This window comes from Flavonifractor sp. An306, assembly GCF_002159455.1.
In the GTDB taxonomy this organism is placed as follows: domain Bacteria; phylum Bacillota; class Clostridia; order Oscillospirales; family Oscillospiraceae; genus Flavonifractor.
The window spans coordinates 16,184-32,567 of the sequence record NZ_NFIQ01000044.1; the positions used below are offsets into that span (position 1 = coordinate 16,184).

Here is a 16,384-nt window from a genome sequence, read left to right on the forward strand (position 1 = left end):
ATGAAGAGGACAAATGTGTTAATTTTTCCTGCTGGTGCTGAAAATTCTTTGGAAATTTATGAAGCATTAAAATACAATCTACACTTTAATGTATTTGGGGCATCTTCAAAAAGAGACTATGCAGAAATGTTGTATCCTAAGGATCATTTTTGCATAGGAAATTTTTTTATAAATAGTCCTGAATTTATACATAACTTTAACCAAATGCTGGATGCATTTGAGATTGAATGGATTATACCGACTCATGATACGATTGCATTATATCTTGAAGAAGTTGCAGAGCAGTTGCATGCAGAGATGGTCTGTTCCAATAAATGGGCATCATATGTTGCACGAAATAAACAAGTCATGTTTGACGAGTTGAAAGATGAGACATTTGTCCCTACGGTGTACCATGCTCCGTATAGTGATCTAGAGTTTCCTGTTTTTGTAAAACCTAATATTGGAGAAGGTGCAAAAGGAGCATGTTTAATTAAGTCAAAAGAGGGCTTTGAGAGACTAAAGAATGACTTAAATAACATGGTCGTGTGCGAATATTTGCCTGGCATGGAATATACTGTAGATTGCTTTACGGATCGCCATGGAAGGCTTTTGTTTGTGGGACCCCGCACCCGTGAGCGGATTGGAATGGGAATTACATTTCAATCTTGCAGAAAAGAGCTGACCAATGAGATCTACAGAATTGCTGAAATAATTAGTAGGAAATTTAGACTGCGTGGTGCATGGTTTTTCCAAATTAAAGAAGATAAAAACGGCGTAATGAAGCTAATGGAATTCTCCGTTCGTATGGCTGGTACAATGGTGTTTTATCGACAACTTGGTATAAATTTTCCGGCACTTTCTCTTTTTGATGCGATGGGTATGGATGTCACTATTTTGTTTAATGATTATCCTTTGCAGATTGAGAGATGTATTAAAACTGCGTTTCGGTTTGGGTATAAATATGACACTTTGTATGTTGATTTCGACGATACCTTGATTGTAAATGGCGCTGTGAATACTACAATTGTTAAATTGATTTATCAATCCATTCAAAAGGGTATAAAAGTAGTGTTACTGACAAAACATGTCGGGGATCTCAATGATTCATTGGCTAAGTATCGAATATCAGAGAATCTTTTTGATAAAATTATACACATTATTCCAGGTGCCAGTAAAGCAGATTATATTTCTCCGAACGGCTCTGTTTTAATTGATAACTACTTTATAGAAAGACGAGAAGTTCGTGAAAGGTTAAACATTCCAGTATTTGATGTGGATGCTGCAGCATGTTTGATTGATGAATCTTTACTCTGAGGAACAAAAGCAATAAAGAGGGAAAATAAATGAGAGTTTTAGGTTTGATTATAAAGAAAGCATTTAAAAAAGTAGATAAAATATTGTTCTCTATTTTGTTATTCGGGCTTGATCCGAGGATGATTAATGCCATTATTAGCAATAGAGATAAATTTAAAGATAAGGTTACATCTCAAAGCACATGGGATAAATTTCAAAAAAATATTTCAGGCAAGCGGTTAATACTAATAGGTCTGGATGGAGTATGTCCATATTTTATTAAAAAATATGAAAATACTTATGATATTGCATGCGTATATACGTTTAATCGCACTGAAAATGTTAGAGAATATAGTAATGTGCCCATTAAAGATATTAGTACATTTCGTAAGAATATCTATGGTGGTAATAATGTATATTTGATTGCTAGTAGCTATCATGTAAAAGAATATAGCGATTTTTTAAAAGATAATGGAATTACCGATTATTTCTGCTATGTGGAAATGGAAACTAAAAAGAAAAATGTAATGTTACGAATCCCGATTATTAAATTTCGCTATGTATTTTTATACCAATTCTTTCACAGAGATGGTCTTGCTACTAACTATATATTTTTTCCCATTGCAGCCATATTGCGCAAATTGCGGATGCCTGGTTTCTATGGAGAAGATCAGAAAAAAATTTGTGCACTTAAAGATCGACATAAAGGGGAGCGATGCTTTATTGTGGCAACGGGCCCAAGTCTTAGTGTAAAAGATGTTGAGATGCTAAAGGATGAGATCACATTTAGTGTTAATGGTATATTTAAAATGTACAAAAATACATCATGGCGTCCAACATACTATGCGCTATGTGACCCCTATGTGTACATTGATTATATAAAAAAAGGATATATAATTAATCTGGATGAGTTTTCTAAAGAAGAAAATTTTTTCCCCACGAGACTTAAAAAAGAACTGCAAAAATATAATGCGGGGAAAAAGACGATACAAATTCCTTTTTGCTATCTTAATCATTTATTATCGGATAAAGCAGTTAAATTCCACTATTCTGATGACCCTGTATGGGGATATTACAATATGCGCACAGTCGCATGCTACTGTGCTAACCTTGCACAGCATATGGGGTTTACAGAAATTTATTTTTTGGGTACTGATTGTGATTATATTACCAATGGCCAACATTTTAGCGATGAAAAAAGTCCAAATCTCCTGGAATATAATCAATTAAAAAAAGCACAAGAGCTATTAATTGATGCATTTTCTTTTTTGAAGAAGGAAATGGACAAGCGTGGTATCGCTGTATACAATGCAACACGCGGTGGAGCATTGGAGGTTTTTCCAAGAGTTGAATTAGAGAAAGTTTTAGGTATAGAGAATAAAGATGAGTCTAATGCTTTCAAGTATGATGATATTGGTAAAATGGAAGAAGATGTGCAACAAGAAAGCGTTGAGGCTATAGATGCTACCTGCCCTGATGAGCCAGTTGTGGTAGATGTTAGTGTTATTATGTTAACTTATAATCATGAAAGATATTTGCGTCAAGCAATAGACAGTATCCTTTCTCAGGAAACGGAATATAGTATAGAAATTCTAGTGGGTGATGATGCCTCTACAGACGATACGCAAGATATTATACGAGAATATGCTGAACGATATCCTGCGATTATTAGGCCTGTATTGCATACAGAAAACGTCGGTGCTAGTAGAAATGCGTGGGAATTGTTTAAAAAAGCACGCGGAAGATATATTGCCAACCTAGAAGGAGATGATTATTGGACAAATATTCATAAACTACAAAGGCAAATTTCTTTTCTTGAAGAGAATCCTGACTATATCGGTTGTACGCACGCATGTAAGTGGGTCAATCAATATGGTAAGGCGCACATGCATATTAAGATCAATAATGGACAGCGTAGTACTGGAGATTACTCGTTAGAAGACTTAAAAGATGGTATATGGCAGCTGCCAGGTCAAACAGGTGCGCTGGTATACCGAAATATATATTTAAATTGTAGTGAAGACCTTAAAAGCCTTATTTTATTAGATCGTATGCAATGTGACCGTTCTATAGCGATGATATTGGTTGCTTTAGGCCCTATTCGCTGTATGCCTGAAGTTATGAGCAACTACAGATATATTGATACCGCTACAACATCTCATGCTGCAAGATATAAAAGAGACATTACGCGCAAGCAGAGTATGATTCGATACCTTCAAAATCTAGAAGGATTAACAAAAACACTATTTGATGAAGAGATTTTTTTTGATAAGCGCCGCGAAATGATTTTTAGAAATGCAGTCGAAGATTGTTGGCCCAACATTTCTCAAAATCAAAAAATTGTACTAAATCAAATGATTGAAGAAAGCGGACAGCCAGAATATTATCGCGAACTATTCAGTAGGACATTAGATGCTATGGCAGAGCAACGGGATAAGGCTGTCATTACAAAATTTAAGGGTACCATAAAGACGGTCTTTTTCTTTTTCCCGAGAAAGGGCAAAGCTATAATTAAGTGGACAAGACGTAAATGTCTTTCACCTATTTTGGATGTATCTAATTTGATGCTGCGAAACGTAAATGCAACAAATAATCAAATTGGAAAAGTGTCTCAGAAAGCTGATATGCTCATGGAAAGGATTCAGTTACTGGAAGAAAAGATTATAAAGTTAGAAGCTAATAGACATATGGATGTAGATAATTCGGAGAATGGTCAATGAGGCAGAAACGCTATATACAGATTGATATCTTAAAAGGTATCGGCATACTAATGGTGTTAATTAACCATTCAAATAATTATGTTTACTCTTCTGATTTGTTTTTTAAACTTTCACGGAGTTGCGTTCAAATTTTAGTGTTTTGCGCTGGGATCAATGCATTTATCAAATTAAGTACCATTTTTTCTACAGAAAGGGGGGAAGATATTACTCATATTCTTTGGGTAAAATTCTGGAAACCTAAGATTTTATCAATTTTTATTCCGTATATTGTATTTACTGCCGGCTTTCTGTTTCTTTGGAAAAAGGAGCTTGATTTATATACTTTATGGCAGTATATTATAGGCTTTAATATTTCAAACCCGGTGTATTTTGTGCCCCTATACATACAGTTGATTTTAGTTGCACCAGTTATTTATTATTTGGTTTGCCGATGTAGGACGGGATTACTCCGGTGTATGTTAGCAATTTTTGCGTTTCCTGTATGCCTTGGTTTTCTTAAATTTACCTATATGCTTCCTATTTACGGTGCAGGACAATATTTTATGGGCGGGACATATGGATGGGTGTTTATTATTGGAATGTTATTTGGCGCTAAGCTATGTAACTATGAGCAGAAAAAAGCAGGAACAAATATATTTGAAATTTTTCCAGCTTTAGGATTAGTATTAGTGTGGATTTCCTCGCTCAAGATGGCTCCTGATATGCATATGAAATTAGAACAGATATTTGGAGGAGGAAATCCGCCCGGGTTGGATTCTATGGCAGAAGGTTTTTTATTGATTTGGCTGATTTGGATACTTGTGTCCTATTTGCAAACTAGCGTAGCCAAATTCAGTAAAAGATGGTCAAATCCGCTTGTTTTGTGCGGAAAATATTCTTTATATATTTTCTTATGGCATATGTTTATAAAAGCCGCCATGAATCAGGTTATTGCTATAGCAGAACTGCCTGGGCAATCTATTTTGTATGGAATCCCCTTCTATTTGGGAAGTACTGTTGGTGTAATTTTTGCCAAAAAACTAGTTGATCGTTTAAAGCAAGATATCTCTAAGATGTATTTAAGTAGAAAAGAAGGATACAACATATGAAAGTAGTTGCATTTGTCACAATCAAATTAAACAGTCAACGTCTGGCAAACAAAAATATTTTACCATTGGGTAAACATCCGCTATGCTGGCATATCTGCAATACCCTTCTTAACTGTAAGACCATTGATGAAATTTACATATATTGCAGTGAAGAACGGGTGATGGATTATGTTCCTCATGATGAAAGGTTACGTTTTAGAAAGCGAGAAACTTGGCTTGATGGTGATCTGATCAGGGCACAAGATACATATAGCGCTTTTATAAATGAGGTAGACGCAGATATATATGTAGCAGCGCTGACAACGGCCCCTTTTATTCGGGCGGAATCCATTGATTCTGGTGTGGAAAAAATTCTATTAGAAGGATATGATTCCGCATTTGCAGCCCAGGCGTTAAGGACCTTCGCGTGGTATGGTGGAAAACCACTTAATTATTTGCCGGAAAAGATTCCACGAACACAGGATATTGAACCGGTGGTTATAGAAACTAGCGGATTTTTTGCTTTTAAAAAGCAAGTTTGGATTGGGCATAAACGTCGAATAGGCTTCAAACCATATATTCAATTTGTAGATGACTTAGAGGCCGTGGATATTGATACTAAGGAGGATTATCTCTTTGCTCAAAAACTTTTTGAACTGAAGGGAGAATAACTAATGGATAAAAAGGATTTGGTTTTAATTGCTGGGCCCTGTGTTATTGAATCGGAAGAAAATGCGTATTTTCTTGCTAGCGAAATAAAAAAAATCGTCCAGAAATATGATTTTAATTTTTATTTTAAGGCCTCTTGGGATAAGGCAAATCGTACTAAAGCGATAAATTATCGTGGCCCCGGGCTGAAAGAGGGGCTGCGTATTCTAGAAAGGATTAAAAGAGAACTTCATGTAAAAATTGCCACCGATATTCATGAACCTTGGCAAGCTGCGCCTGTTGCTGAAGTGGCAGATATTATTCAGATTCCCGCATTTCTTTGCCGACAGACTGATCTACTAAATGCAGCGGCTAAAACTGGAAAACTTATAAATGTTAAGAAAGCTCAATTTATGAGTCCAGAAGAGATGTCGAACGTGGTAGAAAAGCTAGAGTATTTTCAAAATAGAAACTTTATGCTTTGTGAGCGAGGAACGTGTTTTGGCTATAATAACTTGATTGTAGATATGGCAGGCCTTGTTCGCTTAGCTAAATTTGGCTATCCTGTTATATTTGACGCAACGCATAGTGTACAAATTAGTGGCGGCGGATTTAATTATGGTAATAGCGGTAAACGTGAATATGTTCCGTATTTGGCAAAAGCTGCAATGGCCACAGGGGTTATTGATGGGCTGTTTATGGAAGTGCATAATGATCCGGACAATGCTCTGTGTGACGGCAGTTGTATGTTACGATTGGATATGCTGGACCTACTTCTTCAACAGTTGATCGATATTAACAAAATCAATCAGAAATACACATGTTTAGGAGAATGTGAATGATTGTGCTAGATACTATTTGCCATAAAACTATATGGGGAGGGGAGCGGTTAGCTCGATATTTAAAGACAAATTGTAAAAAAATAGGACATCTTTATTCTGTGTATTGCCGAGAAGAAATATCTAACACAATCCTAAATGGTAAGTATGCTGGGAAAACGCTGAATGAAGTGTTTCCGCTATGGCGAGAAGAGTTTGGCATGGACGCATACCCATACTTCCCTCTTACCATAGCACTTACTGAAGCAGATAGTAACTTAAGCATACAAGTGCATCCAAATGATGAAACAGCTAGCATACTTGAGCATTGTGCGCGGGGTAAAAGAGAGTCATGGTATTTTCTTGAAGCGCCTTATGATGGCTACATTATGAATGGATGTGTTTGCCAAAATGAAGACGAGAAGGAAGAAATGCTTTCTAAAAGAAAGTACCTTGAAATGGTAGACACGCTTCCTGTTTCTGTAGGGGATTACGTGTTTGTTCATCCTGGTACGCTTCATTCAATTACGGCCGGAAGCCTAGTTTATGAAATCGAAGAAGGAGCAGACTTCACATATCGATTTTATGATTATGATCGCATTGATGGACAGGGAAAGAAACGAGAGTTGCATATAGATAAGGCTTCAAAAGCGTTAGACATTTTCCAAAAATCCTTAATAAAACATTACCCAGATGGTGGTGAGATTTGGGAAGAGACCTATATCACGAAAAAGATTTCAAATACTTCTTCCTATAAAAATTTGAGCAGCACTCTTGAATGCTTTACCTTAGTATTTGGAAAAGCTGAATGTGACGGAGTTGCGATTAGATTAGGAATGTCTGTTCTTCTTTGGCCAGGAGAGGAAATCACAGGTGCTGATATTAAACTTGGATTTATTGCAAAACTGAGGGGTGATATCCAATGAGCATCCTTATGCCATCGCTAATGTGTGCGAAGTACGACAATTTGCTTCGAGAAATTGAATTATTAGAAGAAGCAGGAGCAGATCGTTTTCACTTGGATATTATGGATGGCCGTTTTGTTCCTAATTTTGCAATGGGTTTAGGCGACATAAAATGTGTTTGTGAAAATGCGCATATAAAATCTGATATTCATCTTATGATTTTGGAACCTTGCAATTATATTGAACTTTTTGCAAAGGTAGGAGCTTCTATTATTTACATTCACCCTGAATCAACTTATCATCCATCTACTGTACTGCAAAAAATTATTGATAATGGAGTTGAACCGGGAATAGTACTCAGCCCAGGTACATCTATTGAGAGCTGCGTTGAACTTTTAAATGTAGTAAAGCATGTGATGGTAATGGGAGTAAATCCTGGCCATGCTGGGCAGCTATATCTTCCCTATGTCAGTCAAAAAATTGAACGACTTGTTCAATTGAAGCGAGAATTAAGCCTCAACATCTCTATCGACGGTGCCTGTTCTGCGGAATTAATTGCGGAATGGAATGCAAAAGGAGTGGATGGATTTGTTTTGGGTACGGCAGCTTTGTTTGGAAAAGAAGGGGGATATAAAGAAATATTTCAAAAATTACGAGAATTGACCGAGAGGAAATGATAGGATGAATACGATTAAGCTGCTGGTCATGGATGTTGATGGAACATTAACAGATGGTAAGATCTATATGGGAAATGATCATGAATGTTTTAAGGCGTTTGATATTAAGGACGGCTATGGCATTCATGAAATTTTGCCACGCTACAATATTATTCCTGTTATTATAACCGGTCGTACATCTAAAATTGTTGAAAATAGAGCTAAAGAACTTGGAATTAAAGAATTGCATCAGGGGAAACATGAAAAATTAGCTACTATGCTTCAGGTAATAAAGAAGTATAATTGCACTTTGAGCGAAGTGGCCTATATTGGAGATGATGTACTTGACCTGCCTTGCATGAATGTATGCGGAAACAGAGGATGCCCCTGCGATGCAGTCCCAGAAGTTCAACAGATTTGCGATTACATTTGTAAAGCTAGGGGTGGAGAAGGCGCGGTTCGGGAGTATATTGAATGGCTTGTAAAAAATTAGAGGGTGACAAATTGTGAATGTAGAGTGTATGCCTCTGAATGGAGTAATGCTGTTTACTCCCGATGTTTTTAGAGATTATAGAGGCTGGTTTATGGAAAGCTTTTCTGAGAAAACCTTGCAGAAACATTTAGGAGTTAAAAATAAATTTGTACAAGAAAACCACATTAGATCTACTCAAAAGGGTGTTTTGCGAGGGATCCACTTTCAAAATAACCCAGTTGCACAATCTAAGCTTATACGTTGTACAGCTGGCCAAGTTATGGACTATGCTATTGATTTGCGTATGGATTCGCCTACATATTTAAAATGGATATGCGTAGAGTTAAGTGCAGATAATTTTAAGCAGATTTATATTCCAAAAGGTTTCGGACATGCTGTGGTCTCACTGACAGATATATCGGAAATTCAATATAAAGTGGACTCCTTCTACTCAAAAGAGGCCGAACGTTCGATCTTATGGAAAGATCCGCAATTAGCAATTGAATGGCCTTTCCCTGATGAAATGATGATTTTATCTGAAAAAGATTTGAATGCACCATTACTTCAGGACTCTGATTGCAGCTTTAAAATAAAAGAGGATGAATTATGAAAAAGAATATTCCTGTAACTAGGTCTTCTATGCCGCCCTTTGAAGAGTATGTTGAAATTATTAAAGGAATGTGGGATAGCCGCTGGCTTTCTAATCGTGGTACCCTTCATCGCCAGTTTGAGTGTGAATTAAAGCATTATATGGGTGTTCCGAATGTGGCACTGTTTGCAAATGGCCATGTTGCAATGGAAGTGACATTACAGGCGTTGAACCTTTCGGGAGAAGTAATAACCACTCCATTTACCCATATTTCTACGTCGCATGCAATTGTCAGAAATGGCCTGATACCTGTGTTTTGCGATATTTTACCAGAGGATTTAACCATTGATCCGCAAAAAATAGAAACATTGATCAATGAAAATACTTGCGCGATTGTAGCTACACATGTTTATGGATATCTGTGCCATGTGCATGAGATTGAGGAAATTGCAAAAAAGTACAATCTAAAAGTTATTTATGACGCCGCACATGCATTTGGAGAGAGCTTGGATGGTATAGGGGTTGGAAATTACGGCGACGCAGCCATGTTTAGTACTCACGCAACTAAGGTATTCCATACAATCGAAGGCGGCATAGTGACGTATCCTAATACAACAGAATTTAGTGCCATAGATAGTATTACAAATTTTGGTTTTACCGGAAACGATACAATTGGGTATATTGGAACTAATGCCAGAATGAATGAATTTGAGGCTGCAATGGGAATTTGTAATTTGCGTTATGTAGATGGCGAAATAGAAAAGCGCAAATTGGCAAGTGATCGTTATAGGGAAAAATTGTCTGGCATTAACGGAATTACTTTAATTAAGCCACAGGAAGGCGTAAAGTATAATTATGCCTATTTTCCAGTTATATTTGATGGTTATAAGTACGATCGAGAGCAAGTGCTTACAATTTTAGCTGAGCAGGGAATTACTGCGCGCCGTTATTTTTATCCTGCTGTAAATATGGCAGAATGCTATAAGGGGAAATATTGCTTACAGGAAACACCGATCGCACAGTTTTACGCCACACATGTTTTAACATTGCCATTGTATGCTGATATGACCATAGCGGATGTAGACCGCGTGTGTGATGTGATTTTGAAGTAATCAGGAGGTTTTCTGATGAAAGGGATTGTACTTGCAGGTGGACGAGGAACTAGATTATATCCAATGACTTTGGCCACGTCTAAACAGATCCTTCCTTTGTATGATAAACCCATGGTTTATTATCCAATCTCTGTTTTAATGTTGGGGGGTATCCGTGATATTTTGCTGATCACCACACCAGAAGATATTGCAATTTACAAGCGTCTGCTTGGAGATGGCAGTCATTTGGGTATTAAAATTTCTTATTGTATTCAAGAAAGGCCTGCAGGTCTTGCTCACGCATTTATTCTTGGTGAGTCATTCATTGGGAATAGTCAGGTCTGTTTGGTTTTGGGTGATAATATATTTTATGGATCAAATTTGACATTGATGCTACAAAATGCGATTGCAAGGAAGACAGGCGCCACAATTTTTGGATATCCAGTAAAAAACCCAAAAGATTTTGGTGTTGTGGAGTTTTCTGATGACGGAATGGTATTGTCTATTGAAGAAAAGCCTACACGTCCGAAATCAAACTATGCAGTTCCTGGCCTATACTTTTATGATTCCAAGGTAGTAGAAATAGCAAAGCAGATAAAGCCGTCTGCCAGGGGTGAATTGGAAATAACAGCAGTAAATAATGCTTACCTCAAAGAAGGAAAGCTGCATGTAGAACTTATGGGACGTGGTATGGCGTGGCTGGATACAGGAACTCCCCAAGGAATGTTGAAGGCAGCACAATTTATTGAGGCAATACAGAACCGACAGGGAATGTACATTGCTTGTTTAGAGGAAATTGCATGGAGAAGGGGTTTTATTTCTCTTGAAGCATTGAAAAGGCTTGGAAGTAAATTGAAAATGACGGAATATGGACAGTATATTTTGTCTGTGGCCGAGGAATCAACAATGTATCATAGGTGATGTGATGAAGCGGATATTATTGCTAGGCGGTTCAAGATATCTGGTGCCAGTTATAAAAGAAGCGCATGAACTGGGCTATTATGTAATTACATGCGATTATCTCCCCGAAAATATTGCTCACAAATATTCCGATGAATACCATAATGTAAGCATTATAGATAAAGAAAAAGTATTACAACTAGCGCGGGAACTATATGTTGATGGTGTGATGTCCTTTGCTACAGATCCTGGCGTTACTACTGCGGCCTATGTGTGCGAACAACTAGGATTACCGACTTGTCCTTATTCTTCTGTGGAAATACTGCAAAATAAAGATAAATTTCGGCGTTTTTTAAAAGAGAATGGATTTAATGTTCCTGCCTCTGCTGGATATGAAAGTATAGATGAAGCGATTTCGGATGCTGGACGATTTCAGTGGCCAGTAATCGTAAAACCTGTAGATTCTGCAGGAAGTAAAGGTGTTACAAAAGTAAACTCTCCGGATAAGTTGCGGGAAGCGATTTATGAGGCACTGAGGTTTTCCATAAGTGGACGATTTATCATAGAAGAATTTATAGAGAAACTTGGTGATTCTTCTGACACAGATTGTTTTTCTATAAACGGAAAAATGGCATTTGTATCATTTTCTAATCAAAAATTTGATGAAGGTGCACAAAATCCATATACTCCTGCAGGATATAGCTGGCCATCTAAAATGAGTCTGGAGAATCAAAAAGAACTGGCAAATGAATTTCAACGTTTAATTTCTTTGTTGAAATTAGGCACATCGATTTATAATGTTGAAACAAGAGTGGGAAGGGATGGAAAACCTTATATTATGGAGTTTACACCCCGCGGCGGTGGAAACCGATTATCTGAGGTTTTGCATTATGCGACAGGTGTGAATCTGATTCGAAATGCTGTCAAAGCAGCAGTGGGTGAGACGGACCTTGATATTGCACAGAGACCCTGCATTGGCTATTGGGGGGAAGTCATTCTCCATAGCAATAAAAGTGGAGTTTTTATATCCATTGATCTTGCAGATGAGCTAAAAGTGTTTTTATTTGAAAATAATTTGTGGGTAAAAGCGAATGAATCAATTGAAGAATTTGTTGGTGCGAATACATCGATTGGTACATTGATTTTTCGTTTTGATACGCAAGAACAGTGTGAGTATTATATGAATCGAATAGGTGAGTTTGTACATGTGAATGTACAGTAAGGAGTGGCTATGAAACGGATTCTGGTTACCGGTGGAGCCGGATTCATTGGGTCAAATTTTATTCATTATATATTAAAGGGTTATTTTAATATAGAATTGTTGGTTAATTTAGACTTGGTGACCTATGCGGGCAATTTAGAAAATCTGAGTTCTGTTGAAGGTGATAGCCGCTATATATTTGTAAAGGGTGATGTGAGGGACCGTAAACTGGTTCAAAAACTCTTTTCTGAATATGAATTTGATACGGTCGTACACTTTGCTGCGGAATCTCATGTAGATCGAAGTGTCGTAGAGCCAGAAATTTTTTTGACCACCAATATTATTGGTACACAAACGCTTTTAGATGTTGCCAAAAGTTATTGGAAAATAGAGCCGGATAATAAATATTCTCGTGAATTTAAATCTGGTGTAAAGTATCTACAAGTATCTACTGATGAGGTGTACGGAGCTCTAGGTACCACCGGGATGTTTACAGAACTGACGCCTCTTTCTCCCAACAGCCCCTATTCTGCGTCTAAAGCGGGGGCAGACATGATCGTCCGGGCCTATCATGAGACCTACGGCCTGCCAGTAAATATCACTCGCTGTTCTAACAATTATGGGCCGTATCAGTTTCCTGAAAAGCTCATTCCTTTGATGATCCATAATTGCTTGGAAAATCGACCACTGCCTGTGTATGGAGACGGCATGCAGGTACGGGATTGGCTGTATGTGGAGGATCACTGCTCTGCGATCTGCGCTGTGTTAGAGCGAGGCACGGCTGGAGAGGTGTATAACATCGGCGGAAACAATGAAAAGGCTAATATCCAAATTGTTCGGCTGCTGCTGCACAGCCTAGGCAAGGGTGAGGAGCTGATTACTTACGTGAAGGACCGCCCAGGACATGACAGGCGCTATGCTATAGACAATAGTAAGATTACTTCTCAGCTTGGGTGGAAGCCTGCTTACTCCTTTGAGCAAGGCATGGAGCAGACTATTCGCTGGTATTTGGACCATCAGAAGTGGATGGAACGCGTTACTTCAGGGGCGTATCAGTCCTATTATCAGAGGATGTATGGGAAATAATATAACGGAGTAGACTCATGTTCCAAAAACTAAAACAACACCGATTCCTTTTTGAGGAATTGGTAAAGCGAGATTTTAAGAAGAAATACAAGCGCACAATTTTAGGCATGGGGTGGAGTATTCTCTCCCCCTTGCTCCAACTGGCCGTCATGACCTTGGTGTTTACCCAGTTTTTTGGTCGCAATACCCCCCACTATATTATCTATATTTTCTGCGGCAATCTGGTGTTCTCCTTTTTTAGCGATGCTACTAAGGGAGGTATGGGCACCATCATGGGTAATGCGGGGATCTTTACTAAGGTAAATGTACCCAAGTATCTGTTTCTGCTTTCTCGTAATGTACAGGCACTGATCAATTTCGGATTAATACTCATCGTTTTTTTTGCGTTTGTTGCCGCTGATGGTTTACCTTTTACTTGGAAGTTTTTTTGCCTGATTTACCCTATTGTTGGGCTAATCTTATTTAATGTCGGTCTGGGTATGATCTTGTCAGCACTGTTTGTTTTTTTCCGGGATATCCAGTACCTGTATGACGTATTTACTATGCTACTGATGTATATGTCTGCTATTTTCTATAACATTGATGGCTATCCACAGATGACCCAGAATTTGTTCCTGCTTAATCCGATATATTTGTTTATTTGCTATTTTCGCGAAATTGTTATTGAGTCCACTGTGCCAAGTGGATGGTTTCATCTTTTAATGGCTGGTTGGGTAGTAAGTGTACTGGGCTTGGGTTGCTGGATGTACAAGAAGTATAACACCCGGTTCCTATACTATGTGTAACGGAGGACAGGCATGAGTATTCTGGAAGTACATGACGTGTCCATCCGCTATATGACGGGTGATTTCAAGCAGATCGGGTTGAAAGAGTATGTAATGCGCAGACTGACCCGGAATTACCATGTGGTGGAATTTTGGGCAGACCGACACATCAGCTTTTCCCTGGAGAAAGGGGAGATGCTGGGGATTATCGGTACAAACGGGGCAGGAAAATCAACCCTTCTAAAGGTGGTCTCCGGTATCATGGAGCCCACCCGTGGCTGGGTAAAGCGGCAAGGAAACATTGCCGCGCTGTTGGAACTGGGCAGCGGCTTTGACGGAGACTTGACAGTCCGGGAGAATACCTACCTCCGGGGGGCTATGTTGGGTTACACCCGGAAATTCATGGATGAGACCTATAAGCAAATTATTGACTTTGCCGAGCTGAAGGAGTTTGAGGATCGTCCCTTTAAGCAGCTTTCCTCCGGCATGAAAAGCAGGTTGGCGTTTTCCATTGCCAGCCTGGTGAGGCCCGATATTCTGATTTTGGATGAGGTGTTGTCGGTGGGTGACGGAGCCTTCCGCAAGAAGAGCGAAACCAAAATGCGGGAGATTATCACGGGTGGTGCAACCACCATTCTGGTGTCTCACTCTATCCAGCAGGTGCGGGAGATGTGCAGCAAGATTCTATGGCTGCACAAGGGGAATCAGGTTACCTTCGGCGACGACGTGGAGGGCATCTGCGACCAGTACCAGGCGATGCTGGACGGCAAGCTGAAGCTGGATGCTAACGGAAAGATTGTGGGATAGATACCGGAGAGCGGGCTACCTGCGATTCAACGCTGTCCTCAGTTCCACCAGAATACGCCTCTGCGCCTCTGGGGTTACGGCGTTCTCGTAGTTGGTGAGTGCCTCATCCCGAAGCTGCTCCGCCTCCCGGGCCCAGGCTTCAAAGTCCGGCTTGCTCATGGTGCCCTTGCGGGTACGGGCAAAGTATTTTTTGTAGGATCGCTGGTGCAGCTTCCAGATCTCGTTGTTGCGCACCTTCTCTTGGAAATTGGCAGAGGCTCCCACCTCCCGGCAGGTCTTACCCTCCTGACCGGGAGCCGGACCGCCGCAGTAGGCGTAGGTTGCGCCGGGGAATTGGAGAAACCAGCGGCCACAGTTGGCGCAGCGCTTGGGGACATAGCCCTTCTGTAAGCCCCGCATCAGCTCCACGTAGACAAAGTCCAGCAGGCGGTCAAAGTACATCTTCTCCACCAGCTCCGGCGGCTGACCGTCTTGCTGGAGCACGGCATACTGAATGTTTACCTGGGGGGCGTCCACTTGGATGTCCTCCCCCAGGCTGACGCCGCTGACAAAAGCGTCCAAAAATTGGTCAGCAAGTTGTTGGGCCAGAGGAAGTTTCCTCTGGCCCTTTTTCTTTTCAAAGGGCTGTCCCTCAAACAGGGACTCCAGAAACCAGCCATAGCGCTTCTGAATATATAAAATGTCATCTCTGGCCCGGACGTATTTCTGTAAAAATACGTCCGGTTTTTTTAATACCTGTTTGGCCATCACCATGTCCACACCGGCTCCAAACAGTTGATGGAAAAGGTCTGGTTCCGCAGTCCATGGTTCCTCAACATACAGGCGGTAGAGAGGCAGGGCCGTAAAGGTATCCATCAGTTCCCACAGCGGCCGGGAAAGCTGCGCCCGATTCCGGGCGGCGACGGCCTGCTCCACAGCGGCCAGCTTGGCGCAGTAATCCTCCATTTGGAAGTTGAGGATTTCCGTAAGGATCGTTCCATAAGGCAGACAGTCGGCGTTCAGCTCCACCCAATAACCCCTGTCGCCAAATTGAATTTTGGTGTGGGTGTCTGGGCGGCCCAGGTCAAACAGATCCTTCCCCAAAACAGCCATATTGGTTCCCTCCAGTAGAGAATCTAGTTGCAGCGGTATAGTGTATGTACTGAAATGATATATTACCTATTTTCAAATGTCAAGAAGTATGCTAAGCTGAAGGTAGAAAATGAATCAGCAGAAAATAATATGCGTACGCCGCTCAAAAAGTGCAGCTTGACCGCAGATGATGGTGCATCACCAGCGCTGGAATGGTGCACTGCTTCCGCGGAAATGGTGCATGGCGGCCGCGGGCGTGGTGCACCGGGCCGCCATGCGGGGGATTACTCAGGGATGCCCTTGCGCTTGCGCAT

17 protein-coding genes are annotated in these 16,384 nt (G+C 40.0%); 16 read left to right on the forward strand and 1 reads right to left on the reverse strand.

Annotated features, from left to right (window positions below):
* Genes B5F88_RS11855 through B5F88_RS11925 form a run of 15 tightly spaced genes read left to right on the forward strand, consistent with a single transcriptional unit; the run spans window position 1 to window position 14,999 of the window.
* On the forward strand, window positions 1–1,296 hold the full coding sequence (locus B5F88_RS11855; RefSeq protein WP_140402106.1) for an ATP-grasp domain-containing protein: 1,296 nt from the start codon (window positions 1–3) through the stop codon (window positions 1,294–1,296).
* 29 nt (window positions 1,297–1,325) lie between these two features.
* Window positions 1,326–3,995: a glycosyltransferase gene (locus B5F88_RS11860; protein ID WP_087346238.1), complete on the forward strand. Its 2,670-nt coding sequence runs from the start codon at window positions 1,326–1,328 to the stop codon at window positions 3,993–3,995.
* Window positions 3,992–5,083, forward strand: coding sequence for an acyltransferase (locus tag B5F88_RS11865; RefSeq protein ID WP_087346240.1), 1,092 nt, complete (start codon window positions 3,992–3,994; stop codon window positions 5,081–5,083). Before B5F88_RS11860 ends, B5F88_RS11865 begins: the two co-directional genes overlap by 4 nt.
* Window positions 5,080–5,733, forward strand: coding sequence for an HAD family hydrolase (locus tag B5F88_RS11870; protein WP_087346243.1), 654 nt, complete (start codon window positions 5,080–5,082; stop codon window positions 5,731–5,733). The genes B5F88_RS11865 and B5F88_RS11870 overlap by 4 nt, the downstream gene beginning before the upstream one ends.
* A 3-nt stretch (window positions 5,734–5,736) precedes the next feature.
* Window positions 5,737–6,552: a 3-deoxy-8-phosphooctulonate synthase gene (gene kdsA / locus B5F88_RS11875; protein ID WP_087346246.1), complete on the forward strand. Its 816-nt coding sequence runs from the start codon at window positions 5,737–5,739 to the stop codon at window positions 6,550–6,552.
* Entirely contained in the window at window positions 6,549–7,454 is a 906-nt protein-coding gene (locus tag B5F88_RS11880) for a type I phosphomannose isomerase catalytic subunit (protein ID WP_087346249.1), read from the forward strand. Before kdsA ends, B5F88_RS11880 begins: the two co-directional genes overlap by 4 nt.
* Entirely contained in the window at window positions 7,451–8,110 is a 660-nt protein-coding gene (locus tag B5F88_RS11885) for a ribulose-phosphate 3-epimerase (RefSeq protein WP_087346252.1), read from the forward strand. The genes B5F88_RS11880 and B5F88_RS11885 overlap by 4 nt, the downstream gene beginning before the upstream one ends.
* 4 nt (window positions 8,111–8,114) lie before the next feature.
* Window positions 8,115–8,582, forward strand: a complete 468-nt coding sequence (locus B5F88_RS11890; protein WP_087346255.1) for an HAD-IIIA family hydrolase — start codon at window positions 8,115–8,117, stop codon at window positions 8,580–8,582.
* 28 nt (window positions 8,583–8,610) lie between these two features.
* The gene (gene rfbC, locus B5F88_RS11895) at window positions 8,611–9,171 is read left to right on the forward strand and encodes a dTDP-4-dehydrorhamnose 3,5-epimerase (RefSeq protein WP_087346259.1); all 561 of its coding nucleotides are present in this window, start codon (window positions 8,611–8,613) and stop codon (window positions 9,169–9,171) included.
* Window positions 9,168–10,262 carry a DegT/DnrJ/EryC1/StrS family aminotransferase gene (locus tag B5F88_RS11900; protein ID WP_087346261.1) on the forward strand — a complete coding sequence of 365 codons (1,095 nt, stop codon included), beginning with the start codon at window positions 9,168–9,170 and terminating at the stop codon, window positions 10,260–10,262. Before rfbC ends, B5F88_RS11900 begins: the two co-directional genes overlap by 4 nt.
* A 15-nt stretch (window positions 10,263–10,277) precedes the next feature.
* A complete protein-coding gene (gene rfbA, locus B5F88_RS11905) occupies window positions 10,278–11,162 on the forward strand; it encodes a glucose-1-phosphate thymidylyltransferase RfbA (RefSeq protein ID WP_087346264.1) in 885 nt (294 codons plus the stop codon).
* Between the two features lie 4 nt (window positions 11,163–11,166).
* Complete coding sequence (locus B5F88_RS11910; protein WP_204246232.1) at window positions 11,167–12,363, forward strand: ATP-grasp domain-containing protein; 1,197 nt, start codon at window positions 11,167–11,169, stop codon at window positions 12,361–12,363.
* Window positions 12,364–12,372: 9 nt separating this feature from the next.
* Window positions 12,373–13,428 carry a dTDP-glucose 4,6-dehydratase gene (gene rfbB / locus B5F88_RS11915; RefSeq protein WP_087346267.1) on the forward strand — a complete coding sequence of 352 codons (1,056 nt, stop codon included), beginning with the start codon at window positions 12,373–12,375 and terminating at the stop codon, window positions 13,426–13,428.
* A 17-nt stretch (window positions 13,429–13,445) separates the two neighbouring features.
* Window positions 13,446–14,213 (forward strand): ABC transporter permease, encoded by a 768-nt coding sequence (locus B5F88_RS11920; RefSeq protein WP_087346270.1) that lies wholly within the window; start codon window positions 13,446–13,448, stop codon window positions 14,211–14,213.
* A 12-nt stretch (window positions 14,214–14,225) separates the two neighbouring features.
* Window positions 14,226–14,999: an ABC transporter ATP-binding protein gene (locus tag B5F88_RS11925; RefSeq protein ID WP_087346273.1), complete on the forward strand. Its 774-nt coding sequence runs from the start codon at window positions 14,226–14,228 to the stop codon at window positions 14,997–14,999.
* A 15-nt stretch (window positions 15,000–15,014) separates the two neighbouring features.
* Here the strand turns inward: B5F88_RS11925 and B5F88_RS11930 are convergent, their stop codons facing one another.
* On the reverse strand, window positions 15,015–16,091 hold the full coding sequence (locus B5F88_RS11930) for a DUF6076 domain-containing protein (RefSeq protein WP_087346276.1): 1,077 nt from the start codon (window positions 16,089–16,091) through the stop codon (window positions 15,015–15,017).
* 27 nt (window positions 16,092–16,118) lie between these two features.
* Here B5F88_RS11930 and B5F88_RS21080 point away from each other — a divergent pair.
* Window positions 16,119–16,384: hypothetical protein (locus B5F88_RS21080; protein ID WP_204246233.1), on the forward strand; the 266-nt coding region annotated here is incomplete at its 3' end.